Here is a 13,611-nt window from a genome sequence, read left to right on the forward strand (position 1 = left end):
CTCTTCCCTGGACACCGATGCCCCCGACCCCGACCGCGCCCGACGACGCGTCGCAGCCGCAGCGCCGACGCGCGCTGGGCCGGGGCCCGGGCGCGGCTTCCCCGGCCCCGCCCCTTCCCGAATCCGGGGCCGAGGCCCCGGACCCCGCCGGCACGGCGGCGGGTGGCGGGCCGGGTGCCGATGCTCCGACCCCGCCCCTTTCCGAAACGCCCGGCACGGCCCCGAATCCCGCCGGCACGGTGCCGAGTGTGGAGCGTGCGACCGCCGATCCCGCCGATCCCGCCGATCCCGCCGAGGGCGGTCGGGCACGGCGCGTGGACCCGGGTTTGCCGGTGGGCGAGTCCGCCACCCCTTCCCGTTCGCCTGGCGGCGTGGGGGGATCCGCCCTTCCCGCGACCGCCGGCGGATCCCCGGGCCCCGCCGGGCCTGCACCGGGCGCCGATGCCCCGGACCCCGCCGGCCCCGCGCCGGTCGCGGAGCTCACAGGTTCCGACGCCCTGGAGGCGGCTCCGGCCGTCGGCGGCGGGGCGGGGACCGACATCACCGGCCCCGGCAGCGGCACGCTGCGCGCGGACCTCGCACCGGACGCCGCCGACGCCCCTCCTGCTTCCGGCGATGGTGGGTCGACCCCGACCCCGACCTCGACCCCGACCCCGACCGCGGCCGGCGAGGCCGCGGACGGACGGTTCACCGTGCGGCTCGCGAACTTCGAAGGGCCCTTCGACCTCCTCCTCCAGCTCATCTCCAAGCACAAGCTCGACGTCACCGAGGTCGCTCTCTCCAAGGTCACCGACGAGTTCATGGCGCACATCCGCGCCATGGGATCCGACTGGGACCTCGATCAGACCACCGAGTTCCTCGTCGTCGCCGCCACGCTCCTCGATCTCAAGGCCGCCCGGCTGCTGCCCTCGGCCGAGGTCGAGGACGAGGCCGACCTCGCGCTGCTGGAGGCGCGCGACCTGCTCTTCGCGCGGCTGCTCCAGTACCGCGCGTACAAGCAGATCGCCGAGATCTTCGACCGCAGGCTGGTCGACGAGGCCATGCGATATCCCCGGACCGTCGGGCTGGAGCCGCACCATGCCGAGCTGCTGCCCGACGTCGTCATCAGCATCGGAGCCGAGGGCTTCGCCAGGCTCGCCGTCAAGGCCATGCAGCCCAAGCCCAAGCCGCAGGTGTACGTCGACCACATCCACGCGCCGCTCGTCAGCGTCCGGGAGCAGGCCGAGGTCGTCGTCGGCATGCTCCGGGAGCGTGGCAGGGCCACTTTCGGGGAGCTGACCGAGGGCGTCGACGACACGCTCACGGTCGTTGCCCGGTTCCTCGCGCTGCTCGAGCTCTACAGGGAGAAGGCCGTCGCCCTGGAGCAGGAGGGCGCCCTCGAGGAGCTCGTCGTCATTTGGGCCGGCAGCGGCTCGGTGACGGTCACGGACGAATTCGATCGAGTCCCCGACAGCACGGAGGAGAAGGAGTGAGCGAGCTCACCCCCGCGGTCAACCCCCCGCTCAAGCCCGCGCTCGAGGCCGTCCTCATGGTCGTCGACGAGCCCGCGACCGAGGAGCACCTCGCCAAGGTGCTGGAGCAGCCCCGCAGGGCCGTCGCGGACGCGCTGCGCGAGCTCGCGGACGAGTACACCGTGCAGGGGCGCGGTTTCGAGCTCAGGCTCGTCGCAGGTGGCTGGCGGTTCTACAGCCGTGCCGAACACGCACGGGCCGTCGAGCGCTTCGTGCTCGACGGGCAGCACGCCCGTCTCACCCAGGCCGCGCTGGAGACCCTCGCGGTCGTCGCGTACCGGCAGCCGGTGAGCCGTTCACGGGTCTCCGCGGTGCGCGGAGTGAACTGCGACGGGGTCATGCGCACCCTCCTTCAGCGCGGTCTCGTCGAGGAGGCGGGCACGGAACCCGAAACAGGTGCGATCCTGTACAGGACGACGAACTACTTCCTGGAGCGGATGGGCCTGCGAGGCCTGGACGAGCTTCCGGAGCTCGCGCCCTTCCTCCCCGAGGCGGAGGCGATCGAGGCCGAGACGCAGGAAGGCGTTCCGTCGTTCGATCCGGATGCTCCGGACACAGACGACGCAGACAGCCATTCACACAATCAGACGGAAATTTGATGCGAAGCAGCAGCGGCAGGAACAGCAGCGGAAACAACGGCGGGAGCCGTGGTGGCAACAGCGGCAGCCGCGGCAGCAGCAGCGGCGGCGGCGGGCGCGGCAACTACCGGGGTGCCGGCGGGGGCAAGGGCCGGCCGGAGGCTGGGGGAAGCCGGGACGACCGGCAGAAGCGCGCCGGAAAGCCCCGCCCCGAGGAGCGTCGCTACGACGTGGGCGGTTCCACCGAGGCGCCGCGGCAGGGACGCGGCGGCGCGGCCCGCGGCGGTGCCAAGGGCGGCCCGAAGCAGTCCCCCCAGCGCGGCAGCGGGCGCACCGCCCCGGCGCGCTCGCGCGAGTACGACGCCCGTACCGAGCAGCGCAACCGCGAGCGGTACGAGAACAAGCCGGAGATCAAGACCCCCAAGACGTTCGGGGACCAGGAGGGCGAGCGGCTGCAGAAGGTGCTCGCGCGCGCCGGCATGGGCTCGCGCCGCGCCTGCGAGGAACTGATCGACGCCGGCCGAGTCGAGGTCAACGGCAAGATCGTCATCGAGCAGGGTGTCCGTGTCGATCCGGAGAAGGACGAGATCAAGGTCGACGGTCTGACCGTCGCGACCCAGTCGCACCTGTTCTTCGCGCTGAACAAGCCCGCCGGTGTCGTCTCCACCATGGAGGACCCGGACGGCCGCCAGTGCCTCGGCGACTACGTCACCAACCGTGAGACCCGGCTCTTCCACGTCGGCCGGCTCGACACGGAGACGGAGGGCATCATCCTGCTCACCAATCACGGTGAGCTGGCGCACCGCCTCACGCACCCGAAGTACGGCGTGAAGAAGACCTACCTGGCCGCCATCCAGGGCCCGCTGCCGCGTGAGCTCGGCAAGCGGCTCAAGGACGGCATCCCGCTGGAGGACGGTTTCGCCCGCGCCGACCACTTCCGCGTCGTCGAGAACACCGGCAAGAACTACCTCGTCGAGGTGACGCTCCACGAGGGCCGCAAGCACATCGTCCGCCGGATGCTCTCCGAGGCCGGGTTCCCCGTCGACAGGCTGGTGCGGACCGCGTTCGGGCCGATCTCTCTCGGTGACCAGAAGTCCGGCTGGCTGCGCCGGCTGACCAACACCGAGGTGGGCATGCTGATGAAGGAAGTCGGCCTGTAAACCGCCTATTTGCCCCGAAAGAGCCCGCGACCGGTCCGGTCGCGGGCTCTTTTTCTCTCTTGTGCCGACGACTCCGTGCGCTTTATAGTCAACCTGACTATTAAGGAGGCGGGTGTGAGTCTCGCGGACATCCTTCAGCCCTTGCAGCAGCCGTTGTTCACCGTGCTCGACACCCCGGTGAGCTGGACCGAGTTCCTCGGCTTCGGCAGCGGTGCCCTCTGCGTCTGGCTCGTCGCCCGACAGCACATCGCCAACTGGCCGATCGGCATCGCCAACAACGTCTTCTTCATCCTCCTGTTCACGCAGGCGGGCCTGTACGCCGACGCCGGCCTGCAGGTCGTCTTCATCACCCTCGCCGTGTACGGCTGGTGGGCCTGGACCCACGGGGGTGGACCAGGTTCCGGCACCCTGCCCGTACGGCGTACGAGCCGCACCGAGTGGACATGGCTGCTCGCGGCGGGGGTGGTGGGGACCCTCGGTCTCACCCTGCTCCTCGACCGGGCCACCGACTCGACGGTCCCCTTCTGGGACGCGCTGACCACCGCCCTGTCCCTGATGGCGACCTACGGGCAGTGCCGCAAGCGCCTCGAGTCGTGGTGGCTGTGGATCGCGGCCGACGTGGTCTACATCCCGCTCTACGCGTACAAGCAGCTGTATCTGACCTCCCTGCTGTACATCGGATTCATGACGCTCTGCGTCGTCGGCCTGCGCAGCTGGTCGCGCGACCTGACCGTCCGGCGGGAGCCCGCCGCGGAGGTGGCCGCGTGAGCCGCCACGGACACGGCCTGGTGCTCGGCAAGTTCTATCCGCCGCACGCCGGCCACCACCACCTCGTCCGCACCGCCGCCGACCGCTGCGAACGGCTCACCGTGCTCGTCTGCGCCGCCTCCGTGGAGTCGATCCCGCTCGCGGACCGCGTCGCGTGGATGCGTGAGACCCACCCCGACGTGCGGGTCGTCGGAACCGTCGACGACATCCCGGTGGATGTCACCGACCCCGCCGTATGGGACGCGCACATGGCCGTCTTCCGCGCCGCCGTGCCCGAGACGGTGGACGCTGTCTTCACCTCGGAGGCGTACGGCGACGAGCTCGGCCGGCGCTTCGGCGCCGCGTCCGTGAGCGTCGACCCCGACCGCACCCGCCACCCGGTCTCCGGGACGGCGGTGCGCAAGGACCCGGTCGGCTGCTGGGAGTTCCTGGCACCGCCCGTGCGCGCCGCGCTCGCCCGTCGCGTCGTCGTACTCGGTGCCGAGTCCACCGGCACCACGACGATGGCCGAGGCGCTCACCCGGCACTACCGTGCGCGCGGCGGAGTATGGGCCGGGACCCGGTACGTGCCCGAGTACGGACGGCAGTTCAGCGAGCACAAGCTCGCCGTGCTGCGCGCCGAGCGTCCCGGGGCCGACTGGTCCGAGGCCGAGTTCATCTCGCAGGAGTTCCCGCTGATCGCCCGGCGTCAGGCCGAGAACGAGGAGCAGGCCGCCCGCGAAGGATCGCCCGTGGTCTTCTGCGACACCGACGCCTTCGCCACCACGATCTGGCACGAGCGCTACATGGGCGGGCCCTACCCCGCCGCACCCGAGCCCCGCAGACAGCACCTGTGGCTCCTCACCGACCACGAGGGCGTCGCGTTCGAGGACGACGGACTGCGCGACGGCGAGCACCTGCGCCCGTGGATGACCGACCGCTTCCGCGACGAACTCATCCGCACCGGGCGGCCGTTCGTCGAACTCACCGGCCCGCACGAGGAGCGCCTCGCCACCGCCGTCGCCGCCGTCGACGCCTTGCTGGACCGGGGCTGGGACCTGGCCGACCCACTGCCGGAACGTCTCGGGGAGCTCCGCTGATGCAGGGCTACGACCCCGGCGCCTTCCCGCCCTTCGCCGTGACCGTCGATCTCGCGGTCTTCACCGTCCGCGAGACCCGGCTCCACGTCCTGCTCGTCGAACGCGGCCAGGAGCCCTACCGCGGGGCCTGGGCCCTGCCCGGCGGATTCCTGCTGCCCGACGAGTCGGCCGAGACCGCCGCCCGCCGCGAACTGGCCGAGGAGACCGGCCTGTCCCTGGACGCCGTAGCCGGGCTCCACCTCGAACAGCTGCGCACGTACAGCGAACCGGACCGCGACCCGCGGATGCGCGTCGTGTCCGTGGCGTTCACCGCGCTCGTACCGGACCTGCCCGAGCCGCGCGGCGGCGGTGACGCGTCCCAGGCGCGGTGGGCACCGCTCGCCACCGGCATGCCCCTCGCGTTCGACCACGACCGCATCCTCGCGGACGCCCACGACCGCATCGGCGCGAAGCTCGAGTACACCTGCCTCGCGACCGCCTTCTGCCCGCCCACGTTCACGCTCGGCGAGCTGCAGCAGGTGTACGAGACGGTCTGGGGCGTCGAACTCGACCGCCCCAACTTCCGGCGCAAGGTCCTCGCCACCCCCGGCTTCGTCGAGGCAGTCGAAGGCGGCCCACGCCGCACCGGCGGCCGCGGCAAGCCTGCCGCGCTCCACCGGGCGGGCCCCGCGTCCGCCCTGCACCCACCACTCCTGCGACCGGAAGGACGACCATCATGAACCGCGCCAAGCAGGCTGCGACCGGCTCGCTGATCGGGCTCGCGCTCGGGGACGCGCTGGGCTTCCCCACCGAGTTCAACGACGTGCCGTCCATCCTCGCCAAGTGCGGACCGTGGCGGGAGATGGAGCTGCCGCGGCCCGCGATCGTCACCGACGACACACAGATGACGCTCGCCCTGGGGCGCGGTATGTGCACGGCCATGTCCCGCGGCCTGCTCGTCGCCTCCCGGCTCGTCCGTCCGGTGCGCGAGGAGTTCGTCGACTGGTACCACTCGCCGGAGAACAACCGTGCGCCCGGCCGGACCTGCCTGGTCGCCTGCCAGAAGCTCGACAGCGACCGGCCCTGGCAGCAGGCCTCGCAGATCGGCTCCAAGGGCTGCGGCGCCAACATGCGCGTCGCCCCCGTCGGGCTCGTCCCCGGCCTGAACGACGAACAGCGGGCGGGCGCCGCACAGTTGCAGTCCGCGCTCACCCACGGGCACCCCACGGCGCTCGCGGCGAGCGACCTCACGGCGCGTGCGGTGCACCTGCTCGCGCAGGGCGCGGAGCCGACGGGCCTGGTCGGGCAGCTGCGCTCGTACGCCTACGAGAACCGCGTCCGGTATCACGAGCACTGGCTCGGCGACCTGTGGACCCACTCCCACGACGCGTCGCCCGAGGCGTTCATCGCCCGCGGCTGGGACGAATGCCTGGAGATCCTCGAACGCCTCGCGGCCGCCCTGCGCTCGCCCGAGCCGGAGGTCGACCCCTGTCTGGCCACGGGCGACGGCTGGATCGCGGAAGAGGCGCTGGCGACGGCGCTGCTGTGCTTCCTGATGTTCCCCCAGGAACCGCTCACGGCACTGCGCCGGGCCGCCTGCACGAGGGGCGACTCCGACTCGATCGCCTGCCTCGCGGGCGCGTTCGCGGGGGCGCACCTGGGGGCGGGGGCGTGGCCGGAGGAGTGGGAGGAGCGGATCGAGTACCGAAATGATCTGCTGGCCCTGGGGGCACTCTGGGACGCTTGAGCCATGACCGATCAGCTCGACCTCACCGACCTCGCGCAGGCGCTTCCGCGACACCCGGGCGGTCTGCTCTTCGCCACGGTGTCCGGGGCGCACCTGTACGGATTCCCCTCCCGGGACTCGGACGTGGACCTGCGCGGCGTGCATCTGCTGCCTGTCGACGACCTGGTCGGGCTGCGGGAGCCGGAGGAGACGCGTTCGCACATGTGGGACCGGGACGGTGTCGAGATGGACCTGGTCACGCACGATCTGCGCAAGTTCGTCCGGCTGATGCTGCGGCGCAACGGCTATGTGCTGGAGCAGCTGCTGTCACCGCTCGTCGTCGGGACGACACCGGAGCATGCCGAGCTCGTGGCGCTCGCGCCCGGTGTGCTGACGCATCATCATGCCCACCACTACCGGGGGTTCGCCGGCACCCAGTGGCGGCTGTACGAGAAGACCCGGGAGCTCAAGCCCCTGCTCTACACCTTCCGCGCCCTGCTGACCGGCATCCATCTGATGCGCAGCGGCGAGGTGGAGGCCCATCTGCCCACGCTGCTCCGACAGGTCACGGCACCCGGCTACCTGCCGGACCTGATCGCGGCGAAGGCCGCCGCCGAGCACGGCCCGGCCGAGGGCCTGGACGAGGAACGGCTGCGGGCGGACGTCGAGGCGCTCCACGCGGTGCTGGAGGACGCGCAGGCGTCATCGGACCTGCCGGACCAGCCGTCGGCGTTCGACCGGCTGGACAGGCTGGTGACCCGCACACGGCTGCGGAACGACGCCGCGGCCCTGCCGTATGCGCAGCCCGCGCCGGGCTGACCTCGCCTCACCCCGCCGACGCCCTCCGCACGCGCATCAGGAAGTCCTCCACACGCGCCCGGTCCGGCTCGGCCGGGAGCGGGGACGACGGCGCGGCAGCGTCGGCCTCGTCCGCCAGGCGCGTCATCCACGACTCGACCCGCTCCCACGGGACCTCGCCCCGTTTGACCTCCAGCAGCCGGTCGCGGTCCTCGCCGACGTCGATCACCAGCTCGCCCGTGCGCAGCAGATCCCGGCAGCTGCCGAGAAGCCGCAGCAGGTGCATCGCATGCTTCCAGCGCGGCGCGCCGTGCTGCCGCACGTCCGCCTCCAGCTTCCTGCGCTGGCCGTTCGCGTACCGCACGAACGTCCCGTGCGCCTCACGGGAGAGGAACGCACCGCGCAGGTCGAGCAGTTCGCGGCCCGCGTCGTCGACGTGCTCGACGATCGGGGAGTGCAGGCACTCCAGCACGTTCGGATTGGCGCGCAGGGCCAGTTCGAGAAATCGCTCCAGCTCCCACGAGAACTGCTCCTCGGCGGGACCGTCGACATGCGTGGGCGGCTTGGTGAAGCGCCAGTACAGCGCGGTGGGCGCGACGAACACACCGCGGCGGTCGGTGTCGCTCGTGTCCGTGGCCAGCCCGAAGGCCCGCGACCCCATGACGCAGGAGTAGATCGTGTGATCGCGTACAAGGGCTGCGGGAGTCATGCGCGAGAGGCTACGACAGCCCGCGAACCCTCAGGTCATCAGGATGGTGTCCCCCGAGACGGCGATCTGCTTCGGAGGCAGCGGCTTCGTCGCCGGACCCGCGGCCACCGACGCGTCGGCGATACGGAACTTGCTGCCGTGGCAGGGGCAGTGGATGAGCCCGTCACTGACCGAGCCGACCGTGCACCGCTGATGTGTGCAGATCGCGGAGAACGCCTTGAACTGCCCGGCCGTCGGCTGGGTCACGACGACCTCCTGTTCTTTGAAGATCTTTCCGCCGCCGACCGGGATGTCGGCCGTCCTGGTGAGTTCCTCGCCGGTGGCGGACGCGGACGCGCTGTCCGACGGTGTCTCGGAGCTCGCACCGGTCGTCGCCGGGGCCTGCGTGTCCGGGGCGTCCCCACCGTCCCCGTCGGAGCAGCCCATCACCAGCGCGACGGCGCCCACCGCGCCTGCCGCGAGGACCGACCTTCGACCCGTGTCCATGCCACTCTCCCTCGGTACGCGACCATCACCGCCCCGAGCGGACGGGGCACGAGCATCGTGGACCCCGGAGGGCCCGGGACGAAGCAACCGCGCAGGGATGTCCGTCCGCCGGCCCAGCGGCCCGCGCCGCACGGCGGGCCGTCACACCCAGGGCGTCAGCTCCCGCGCGTGGCCGTCCTCGTCACGCCGCACGGCGAGCACCGTGGTCACCGCTGCGCGCTCGATCGGCCCGTACACATGCGGAAACAGCATGTCCCGCGTGCCCTCCCAACGGACCTCGGCACCGAGCTGCGACTCGTCGATCACGAGCACCAGCACCTGAGGCACGCCCCGGTACGGGCCGTCCGCCACGGCGAGTGCCGCCGCCTCGTCGGCGGAACAGTGCACGAACCCCTCCGTGGCGAGCGAGGCGGGCGCGTAGGGCCCGGCGACCTCGGCGGTCCATTCGTCCACGGGCAGCACATGAAAGAGCATGCGCCAGTTGTAGCGCACCGTCTCGCAGGGCGGTCGTCCCGGTCGGGAGCCCGTGCGCTGACTACGCTGACCGCAGCACCCGCACACGTCGCAAGGACATCACCCCGTGAGAACCGCGCTCGTCATCGGAACCGGACTGATCGGCACGTCCGCCGCGCTCGCCCTCAAGGGACGCGGCGTCGCCGTCCATCTTGTCGACAACGACGCGGCACAGGCCCATACCGCCGCCGCGCTCGGCGCGGGCACCGACGAGGCGCCCGAGGGGCGCGTGGACCTCGCGGTCGTCGCGGTGCCGCCCGCGCACGTCGCCGGCGCACTGGCCGACGCGATCAACGCCGGTGTCGCCCGCGGCTACCTCGACGTCGCCAGCGTCAAGGGCGGCCCGCGCCGCGAGCTGGAGGCGCTGGGCGTGGACCTGTCCTCGTACATCGGGACGCATCCGATGTCCGGCAAGGAGCGCTCCGGGCCGCTCGCCGCCACCGCCGACCTCTTCGAGGGCCGCCCCTGGGTACTGACGCCCACCAGGGACACCGACACCGAGGTGCTCAATCTCGCGCTCGAGCTGGTGGCGCTGTGCCGGGCCGTTCCGGTGGTGATGGACGCCGACGCGCACGACCGGGCCGTCGCCCTCGTCTCGCACACCCCCCAGCTCATCTCCTCCATGGTCGCCGCGCGCCTGGAGGAGGCGGACGACACGGCGGTGCGGCTGTGCGGGCAGGGCATCCGCGATGTGACGCGCATCGCGGCGTCCGACCCCCGGATGTGGGTGGACATCCTCTCCGCGAACCCGGGCCCGGTGGCCGACGTCCTGTCGGGCGTCGCGGCGGACCTGGACGAGACGGTCCAGGCGCTGAGGGCGCTGCAGGCGGCGGACGAGTCCAAGCGCGAGGGCGGTGTCCGCGGCATCGAGGACGTGCTGCGCCGGGGCAACGCGGGCCGTGCCCGCGTCCCGGGCAAGCACGGCGCGGCGCCCACGGCGTACGAGATCGTCGCGGTCCTGATCAGCGACCAGCCCGGAGAGCTCGCCCGCATCTTCGCGGACGCCGGCCGGGTCGGCGTGAACATCGAGGACGTCCGTATCGAGCACGCGACCGGCCAGCAGGCCGGACTCGTCCAGCTGATGGTCGAACCGGCCGCGGCGCCCGTGCTCGGGGCCTCGCTGCGCGAGCGCGGCTGGGCGCTCCGGCAGTAGCCGCGGTGGCCCTTCGGGGCCGCCCCGAGGGCGGCCCCGGCCCTGCCCGGGCCCTGGGAGCGCTCCGGGTGTAAACCCTGCCCGGGCCCCGGGAGCGCTCCGGGTGTAAAGAGGTGCGCTCGCACTCGGTAACCTTGTGCTGGGTGCATCGGCAACCCGCCGCCCCTCTCCCGCGAACCCGAAAGGTGTCCGACACCGTGGAATCCGTGATCGTCGCCATCGATGGCCCCTCCGGCACGGGCAAGTCGAGCACCTCCAAGGCCGTCGCCTCCGCGCTGGGCCTCAGCTACCTCGACACCGGCGCCCAGTACCGCGCGATCACCTGGTGGATGATCAGCAACGGCATCGACGTCGCCGACCCCACCGCCATCGCGAGCGCCGCCGGCAAGCCGGTCATCGAGTCCGGCACCGACCCGGCCGCTCCCGCCATCACCGTCGACGGTCTCGACGCCGCAGGCCCCATCCGTACGCAGGAGGTCACCTCCAAGGTCAGTGCCGTGAGCGCGGTGGCCGAGGTGCGGACCCGGATCACCGAGCTGCAGCGTCACATCGCCGCGTCCGCCGAGAAGGGCATCGTCGTCGAGGGACGCGACATCGGCACCACCGTCCTGCCCGACGCCGATCTGAAGATCTTCCTGACCGCCTCGCCCGAGGCCCGCGCGGCCCGCCGCAGCGGTGAGATCAAGGGATCCGACGTCGCGACCACCCGTGAGGCGCTCATCAAGCGGGACGCGGCCGACTCCAGCCGTAAGACGTCCCCGCTCGCCAAGGCGGACGACGCGGTCGAGGTCGACACCACCGACCTCACCCTCCAGCAGGTCATCGAGTGTGTCGTGACCCTCGTCGAGGAGCGGCGGGCCGCGAAGTGACCGTTCCCTCACCGAAGGGTGCGGCTGTCGGGCGGGGCATCGGCATCGGGCTGATGTACGGACTGTGGAAACCACGCGTCCTGGGCGCATGGCGGGTTCCGGCGGCGGGCCCCGCCATCCTCGCGGTGAACCACTCGCACAACATCGACGGGCCGATGCTCATGGGCACCGCGCCCCGGCCCGTGCACTTCCTGATCAAGAAAGAGGCGTTCGTCGGTCCCCTCGACCCGTTCCTGACCGGGATCGGGCAGCTCAAGGTGGACCGCACGACCGTGGACCGCGCCGCCATCACCGACGCGCTCGGCGTGCTGGAGCAGGGCGGCGTCCTCGGCATCTTCCCGGAGGGCACCAGAGGAGAGGGAAACTTCGCCTCGCTGCGTTCCGGACTCGCGTACTTCGCGGTACGCAGCGGCGCCCCGATCGTCCCGGTCGCGGTGCTGGGAAGCACTGAACGCCGCGGACGGTTGATACGAGGGCTGCCTCCGCTGCGCAGCAAGGTCGACGTTGTCTTCGGCGAGGGCTTCCAGGCGGGGGACGGCAGCGGCCGCCGCACGCGGGCCGCTCTCGACGCCGCCACCGTACGCATCCAGGAGCGGCTGACCGCCCACCTGGAAAACGCACAGCGCCTGACCGGGCGCTAGGCCAGACTTGAGTAATGGACCGCGTGGTATGCGGTCCAGTGACGAACGAGGAACGGACTTCATGAACGACCAGCACGACCACGGAGCGCTCGGCGACGCCGAGTACGCGGAGTTCATGGAGCTCGCCGCGGTAGAGGGTTTCGACGTCGAGGACGTCGAGGGCGCGATCGAGGAGGCCGGGCACGGCCCGCTGCCCGTCCTCGCCGTCGTCGGCCGCCCCAATGTCGGCAAGTCGACCCTGGTGAACCGCATCATCGGCCGCCGTGAGGCGGTCGTCGAGGACAAGCCCGGCGTCACCCGCGACCGCGTGACCTACGAGGCCGAGTGGGCCGGCCGCCGCTTCAAGGTCGTCGACACCGGCGGCTGGGAGCAGGACGTCCTCGGCATCGACGCGTCCGTCGCCGCCCAGGCGGAGTACGCCATCGAGGCCGCCGACGCCGTCGTCTTCGTCGTCGACTCCACCGTCGGCGCGACCGACACTGACGAGGCCGTCGTCAAGCTGCTGCGCCGGGCGGGCAAGCCCGTCGTGCTCTGCGCCAACAAGGTCGACGGCCCGAGCGGGGAGGCGGACGCGACGGCCCTGTGGTCCCTCGGACTCGGCGAGCCGCACCCGGTCTCCTCGCTGCACGGCCGCGGCACGGGCGACATGCTCGACGCCGTCCTGGAGGCCCTGCCGGATGCCCCGGCACAGACCTTCGGCAGCGTCGTGGGCGGTCCCCGTCGCATCGCCCTCATCGGACGTCCGAACGTCGGCAAGTCCTCGCTGCTCAACAAGGTGGCGCGCGAGGAGCGGGTCGTCGTCAACGAACTGGCCGGGACTACTCGCGACCCGGTCGACGAGCTGATCGAGCTCGGCGGGGTCACCTGGAAGTTCGTCGACACCGCCGGTATCCGCAAGCGTGTCCACCTCCAGCAGGGCGCCGACTACTACGCCTCGCTGCGCACGGCCGCCGCCGTCGAGAAGGCCGAGGTCGCGGTCATCCTGATCGACGCCACCGAGAACATCAGCGTCCAGGACCAGCGCATCATCACGATGGCCGTCGAGGCGGGCCGCGCGATCGTCGTCGCCTACAACAAGTGGGACGACCTCGACGAGGAGCGCCGCTACTACCTCGAGCGTGAGATCGAGACCGAGATGCAGCAGGTCGCCTGGGCGCCGCGGGTGAACGTCTCGGCGCTCACCGGCCGCCACATGGAGAAGCTGGTCCCGGCGATCGAGACGGCGCTGGCGGGCTGGGAGTCGCGCATCCCGACCGGCCGGCTGAACGCCTTCCTCGGCGAGATCGTCGCCTCCCACCCGCACCCGATCCGCGGCGGTAAGCAGCCCCGCATTCTCTTCGGCACGCAGGCGGGCACGAAGCCGCCCCGGTTCGTGCTCTTCTCGTCCGGCTTCCTGGAGCACGGTTACCGGCGCTTCGTCGAGCGCCGGCTGCGCGAGGAGTTCGGCTTCGAGGGCACACCGATCCACATCTCGGTCCGTGTGCGGGAGAAGCGCGGCCGCAAGAAGTGAGACGTGAACGGGCGCGGGGGGGGGGGGGGGGGGGGGGGGGGGGGGGGGGGGGTTTTTTTTTCCCCCACGTGTCGTTTCTCCCCAGGCCAGGGACCGGGAAAGGGGGGGAGAGGGAGGAGCGGGGGGTTGTG

General features: G+C 71.8%; 15 protein-coding genes. 12 read left to right on the top strand and 3 right to left on the bottom strand.

The genetic code is table 11. The features are described from left to right. The first annotated feature begins 17 nt into the window (after positions 1-17). The 8 genes from AC067Z_RS09200 (at position 18) to AC067Z_RS09235 (ending at position 7,620) form a co-directional block, all read left to right on the top strand. Complete coding sequence (locus AC067Z_RS09200; RefSeq protein ID WP_478788845.1) at positions 18-1,472, top strand: segregation and condensation protein A; 1,455 nt, start codon at positions 18-20, stop codon at positions 1,470-1,472. A 56-nt stretch (positions 1,473-1,528) separates the two neighbouring features. Continuing rightward, complete coding sequence (gene scpB, locus AC067Z_RS09205; protein WP_478789131.1) at positions 1,529-2,110, top strand: SMC-Scp complex subunit ScpB; 582 nt, start codon at positions 1,529-1,531, stop codon at positions 2,108-2,110. After that, positions 2,110-3,249 (top strand): pseudouridine synthase, encoded by a 1,140-nt coding sequence (locus AC067Z_RS09210; RefSeq protein WP_478788846.1) that lies wholly within the window; start codon positions 2,110-2,112, stop codon positions 3,247-3,249. The genes scpB and AC067Z_RS09210 overlap by 1 nt, the downstream gene beginning before the upstream one ends. Positions 3,250-3,363: 114 nt before the next feature. Beyond that, positions 3,364-4,017, top strand: a complete 654-nt coding sequence (gene pnuC, locus AC067Z_RS09215; protein ID WP_478788847.1) for a nicotinamide riboside transporter PnuC — start codon at positions 3,364-3,366, stop codon at positions 4,015-4,017. Then, on the top strand, positions 4,014-5,096 hold the full coding sequence (locus tag AC067Z_RS09220; RefSeq protein ID WP_478788848.1) for an AAA family ATPase: 1,083 nt from the start codon (positions 4,014-4,016) through the stop codon (positions 5,094-5,096). Before pnuC ends, AC067Z_RS09220 begins: the two co-directional genes overlap by 4 nt. Further along, positions 5,096-5,815 (top strand): NUDIX hydrolase, encoded by a 720-nt coding sequence (locus AC067Z_RS09225; RefSeq protein ID WP_478788849.1) that lies wholly within the window; start codon positions 5,096-5,098, stop codon positions 5,813-5,815. Before AC067Z_RS09220 ends, AC067Z_RS09225 begins: the two co-directional genes overlap by 1 nt. Next, positions 5,812-6,822, top strand: coding sequence for an ADP-ribosylglycohydrolase family protein (locus AC067Z_RS09230; RefSeq protein ID WP_478788850.1), 1,011 nt, complete (start codon positions 5,812-5,814; stop codon positions 6,820-6,822). The genes AC067Z_RS09225 and AC067Z_RS09230 overlap by 4 nt, the downstream gene beginning before the upstream one ends. Positions 6,823-6,825: 3 nt before the next feature. Continuing rightward, positions 6,826-7,620 carry a nucleotidyltransferase domain-containing protein gene (locus AC067Z_RS09235; RefSeq protein ID WP_478788851.1) on the top strand — a complete coding sequence of 265 codons (795 nt, stop codon included), beginning with the start codon at positions 6,826-6,828 and terminating at the stop codon, positions 7,618-7,620. A gap of 7 nt (positions 7,621-7,627) precedes the next feature. On the opposite strand, the gene AC067Z_RS09240 is transcribed toward AC067Z_RS09235, so the two are convergent. From AC067Z_RS09240 to AC067Z_RS09250, 3 genes are all read right to left on the bottom strand, one after another. Further along, positions 7,628-8,308 (bottom strand): nucleotidyltransferase domain-containing protein, encoded by a 681-nt coding sequence (locus tag AC067Z_RS09240; protein WP_478788852.1) that lies wholly within the window; start codon positions 8,306-8,308, stop codon positions 7,628-7,630. 30 nt (positions 8,309-8,338) lie between these two features. Continuing rightward, positions 8,339-8,794: a Rieske (2Fe-2S) protein gene (locus AC067Z_RS09245; protein ID WP_478788853.1), complete on the bottom strand. Its 456-nt coding sequence runs from the start codon at positions 8,792-8,794 to the stop codon at positions 8,339-8,341. A 141-nt stretch (positions 8,795-8,935) separates the two neighbouring features. Then, positions 8,936-9,268 carry a DUF952 domain-containing protein gene (locus AC067Z_RS09250; protein ID WP_478788854.1) on the bottom strand — a complete coding sequence of 111 codons (333 nt, stop codon included), beginning with the start codon at positions 9,266-9,268 and terminating at the stop codon, positions 8,936-8,938. A 106-nt stretch (positions 9,269-9,374) separates the two neighbouring features. On the opposite strand from AC067Z_RS09250, the gene AC067Z_RS09255 reads away from it, so the two are divergent. The 4 genes from AC067Z_RS09255 to der all read left to right on the top strand — a co-directional run bounded on the left by AC067Z_RS09255 (position 9,375) and on the right by der (position 13,480). Continuing rightward, on the top strand, positions 9,375-10,460 hold the full coding sequence (locus AC067Z_RS09255) for a prephenate dehydrogenase (protein ID WP_478788855.1): 1,086 nt from the start codon (positions 9,375-9,377) through the stop codon (positions 10,458-10,460). Between the two features lie 185 nt (positions 10,461-10,645). Further along, positions 10,646-11,329, top strand: a complete 684-nt coding sequence (gene cmk / locus AC067Z_RS09260; RefSeq protein ID WP_478788856.1) for a (d)CMP kinase — start codon at positions 10,646-10,648, stop codon at positions 11,327-11,329. Beyond that, positions 11,287-11,970, top strand: a complete 684-nt coding sequence (locus AC067Z_RS09265; RefSeq protein WP_478788857.1) for a lysophospholipid acyltransferase family protein — start codon at positions 11,287-11,289, stop codon at positions 11,968-11,970. Before cmk ends, AC067Z_RS09265 begins: the two co-directional genes overlap by 43 nt. Before the next feature lie 61 nt (positions 11,971-12,031). Next, positions 12,032-13,480, top strand: coding sequence for a ribosome biogenesis GTPase Der (der, locus tag AC067Z_RS09270; RefSeq protein WP_478788858.1), 1,449 nt, complete (start codon positions 12,032-12,034; stop codon positions 13,478-13,480). Positions 13,481-13,611: the final 131 nt, after the last annotated feature.

It is taken from the genome of Streptomyces sp. NPDC043812, from assembly GCF_056436245.1.

Coding starts and splice junctions, on each gene's coding strand:
- der (WP_478788858.1), top strand. CDS start 12,032: ATGAACGACCAGCACGACCACGGAGCGCTCGGCGACGCCGAGTACGCG.
- AC067Z_RS09230 (WP_478788850.1), top strand. CDS start 5,812: ATGAACCGCGCCAAGCAGGCTGCGACCGGCTCGCTGATCGGGCTCGCG.
- AC067Z_RS09210 (WP_478788846.1), top strand. CDS start 2,110: ATGCGAAGCAGCAGCGGCAGGAACAGCAGCGGAAACAACGGCGGGAGC.
- AC067Z_RS09245 (WP_478788853.1), bottom strand. CDS start 8,794: ATGGACACGGGTCGAAGGTCGGTCCTCGCGGCAGGCGCGGTGGGCGCC.
- AC067Z_RS09225 (WP_478788849.1), top strand. CDS start 5,096: ATGCAGGGCTACGACCCCGGCGCCTTCCCGCCCTTCGCCGTGACCGTC.
- AC067Z_RS09240 (WP_478788852.1), bottom strand. CDS start 8,308: ATGACTCCCGCAGCCCTTGTACGCGATCACACGATCTACTCCTGCGTC.
- AC067Z_RS09250 (WP_478788854.1), bottom strand. CDS start 9,268: ATGCTCTTTCATGTGCTGCCCGTGGACGAATGGACCGCCGAGGTCGCC.
- scpB (WP_478789131.1), top strand. CDS start 1,529: ATGGTCGTCGACGAGCCCGCGACCGAGGAGCACCTCGCCAAGGTGCTG.
- AC067Z_RS09200 (WP_478788845.1), top strand. CDS start 18: ATGCCCCCGACCCCGACCGCGCCCGACGACGCGTCGCAGCCGCAGCGC.
- AC067Z_RS09235 (WP_478788851.1), top strand. CDS start 6,826: ATGACCGATCAGCTCGACCTCACCGACCTCGCGCAGGCGCTTCCGCGA.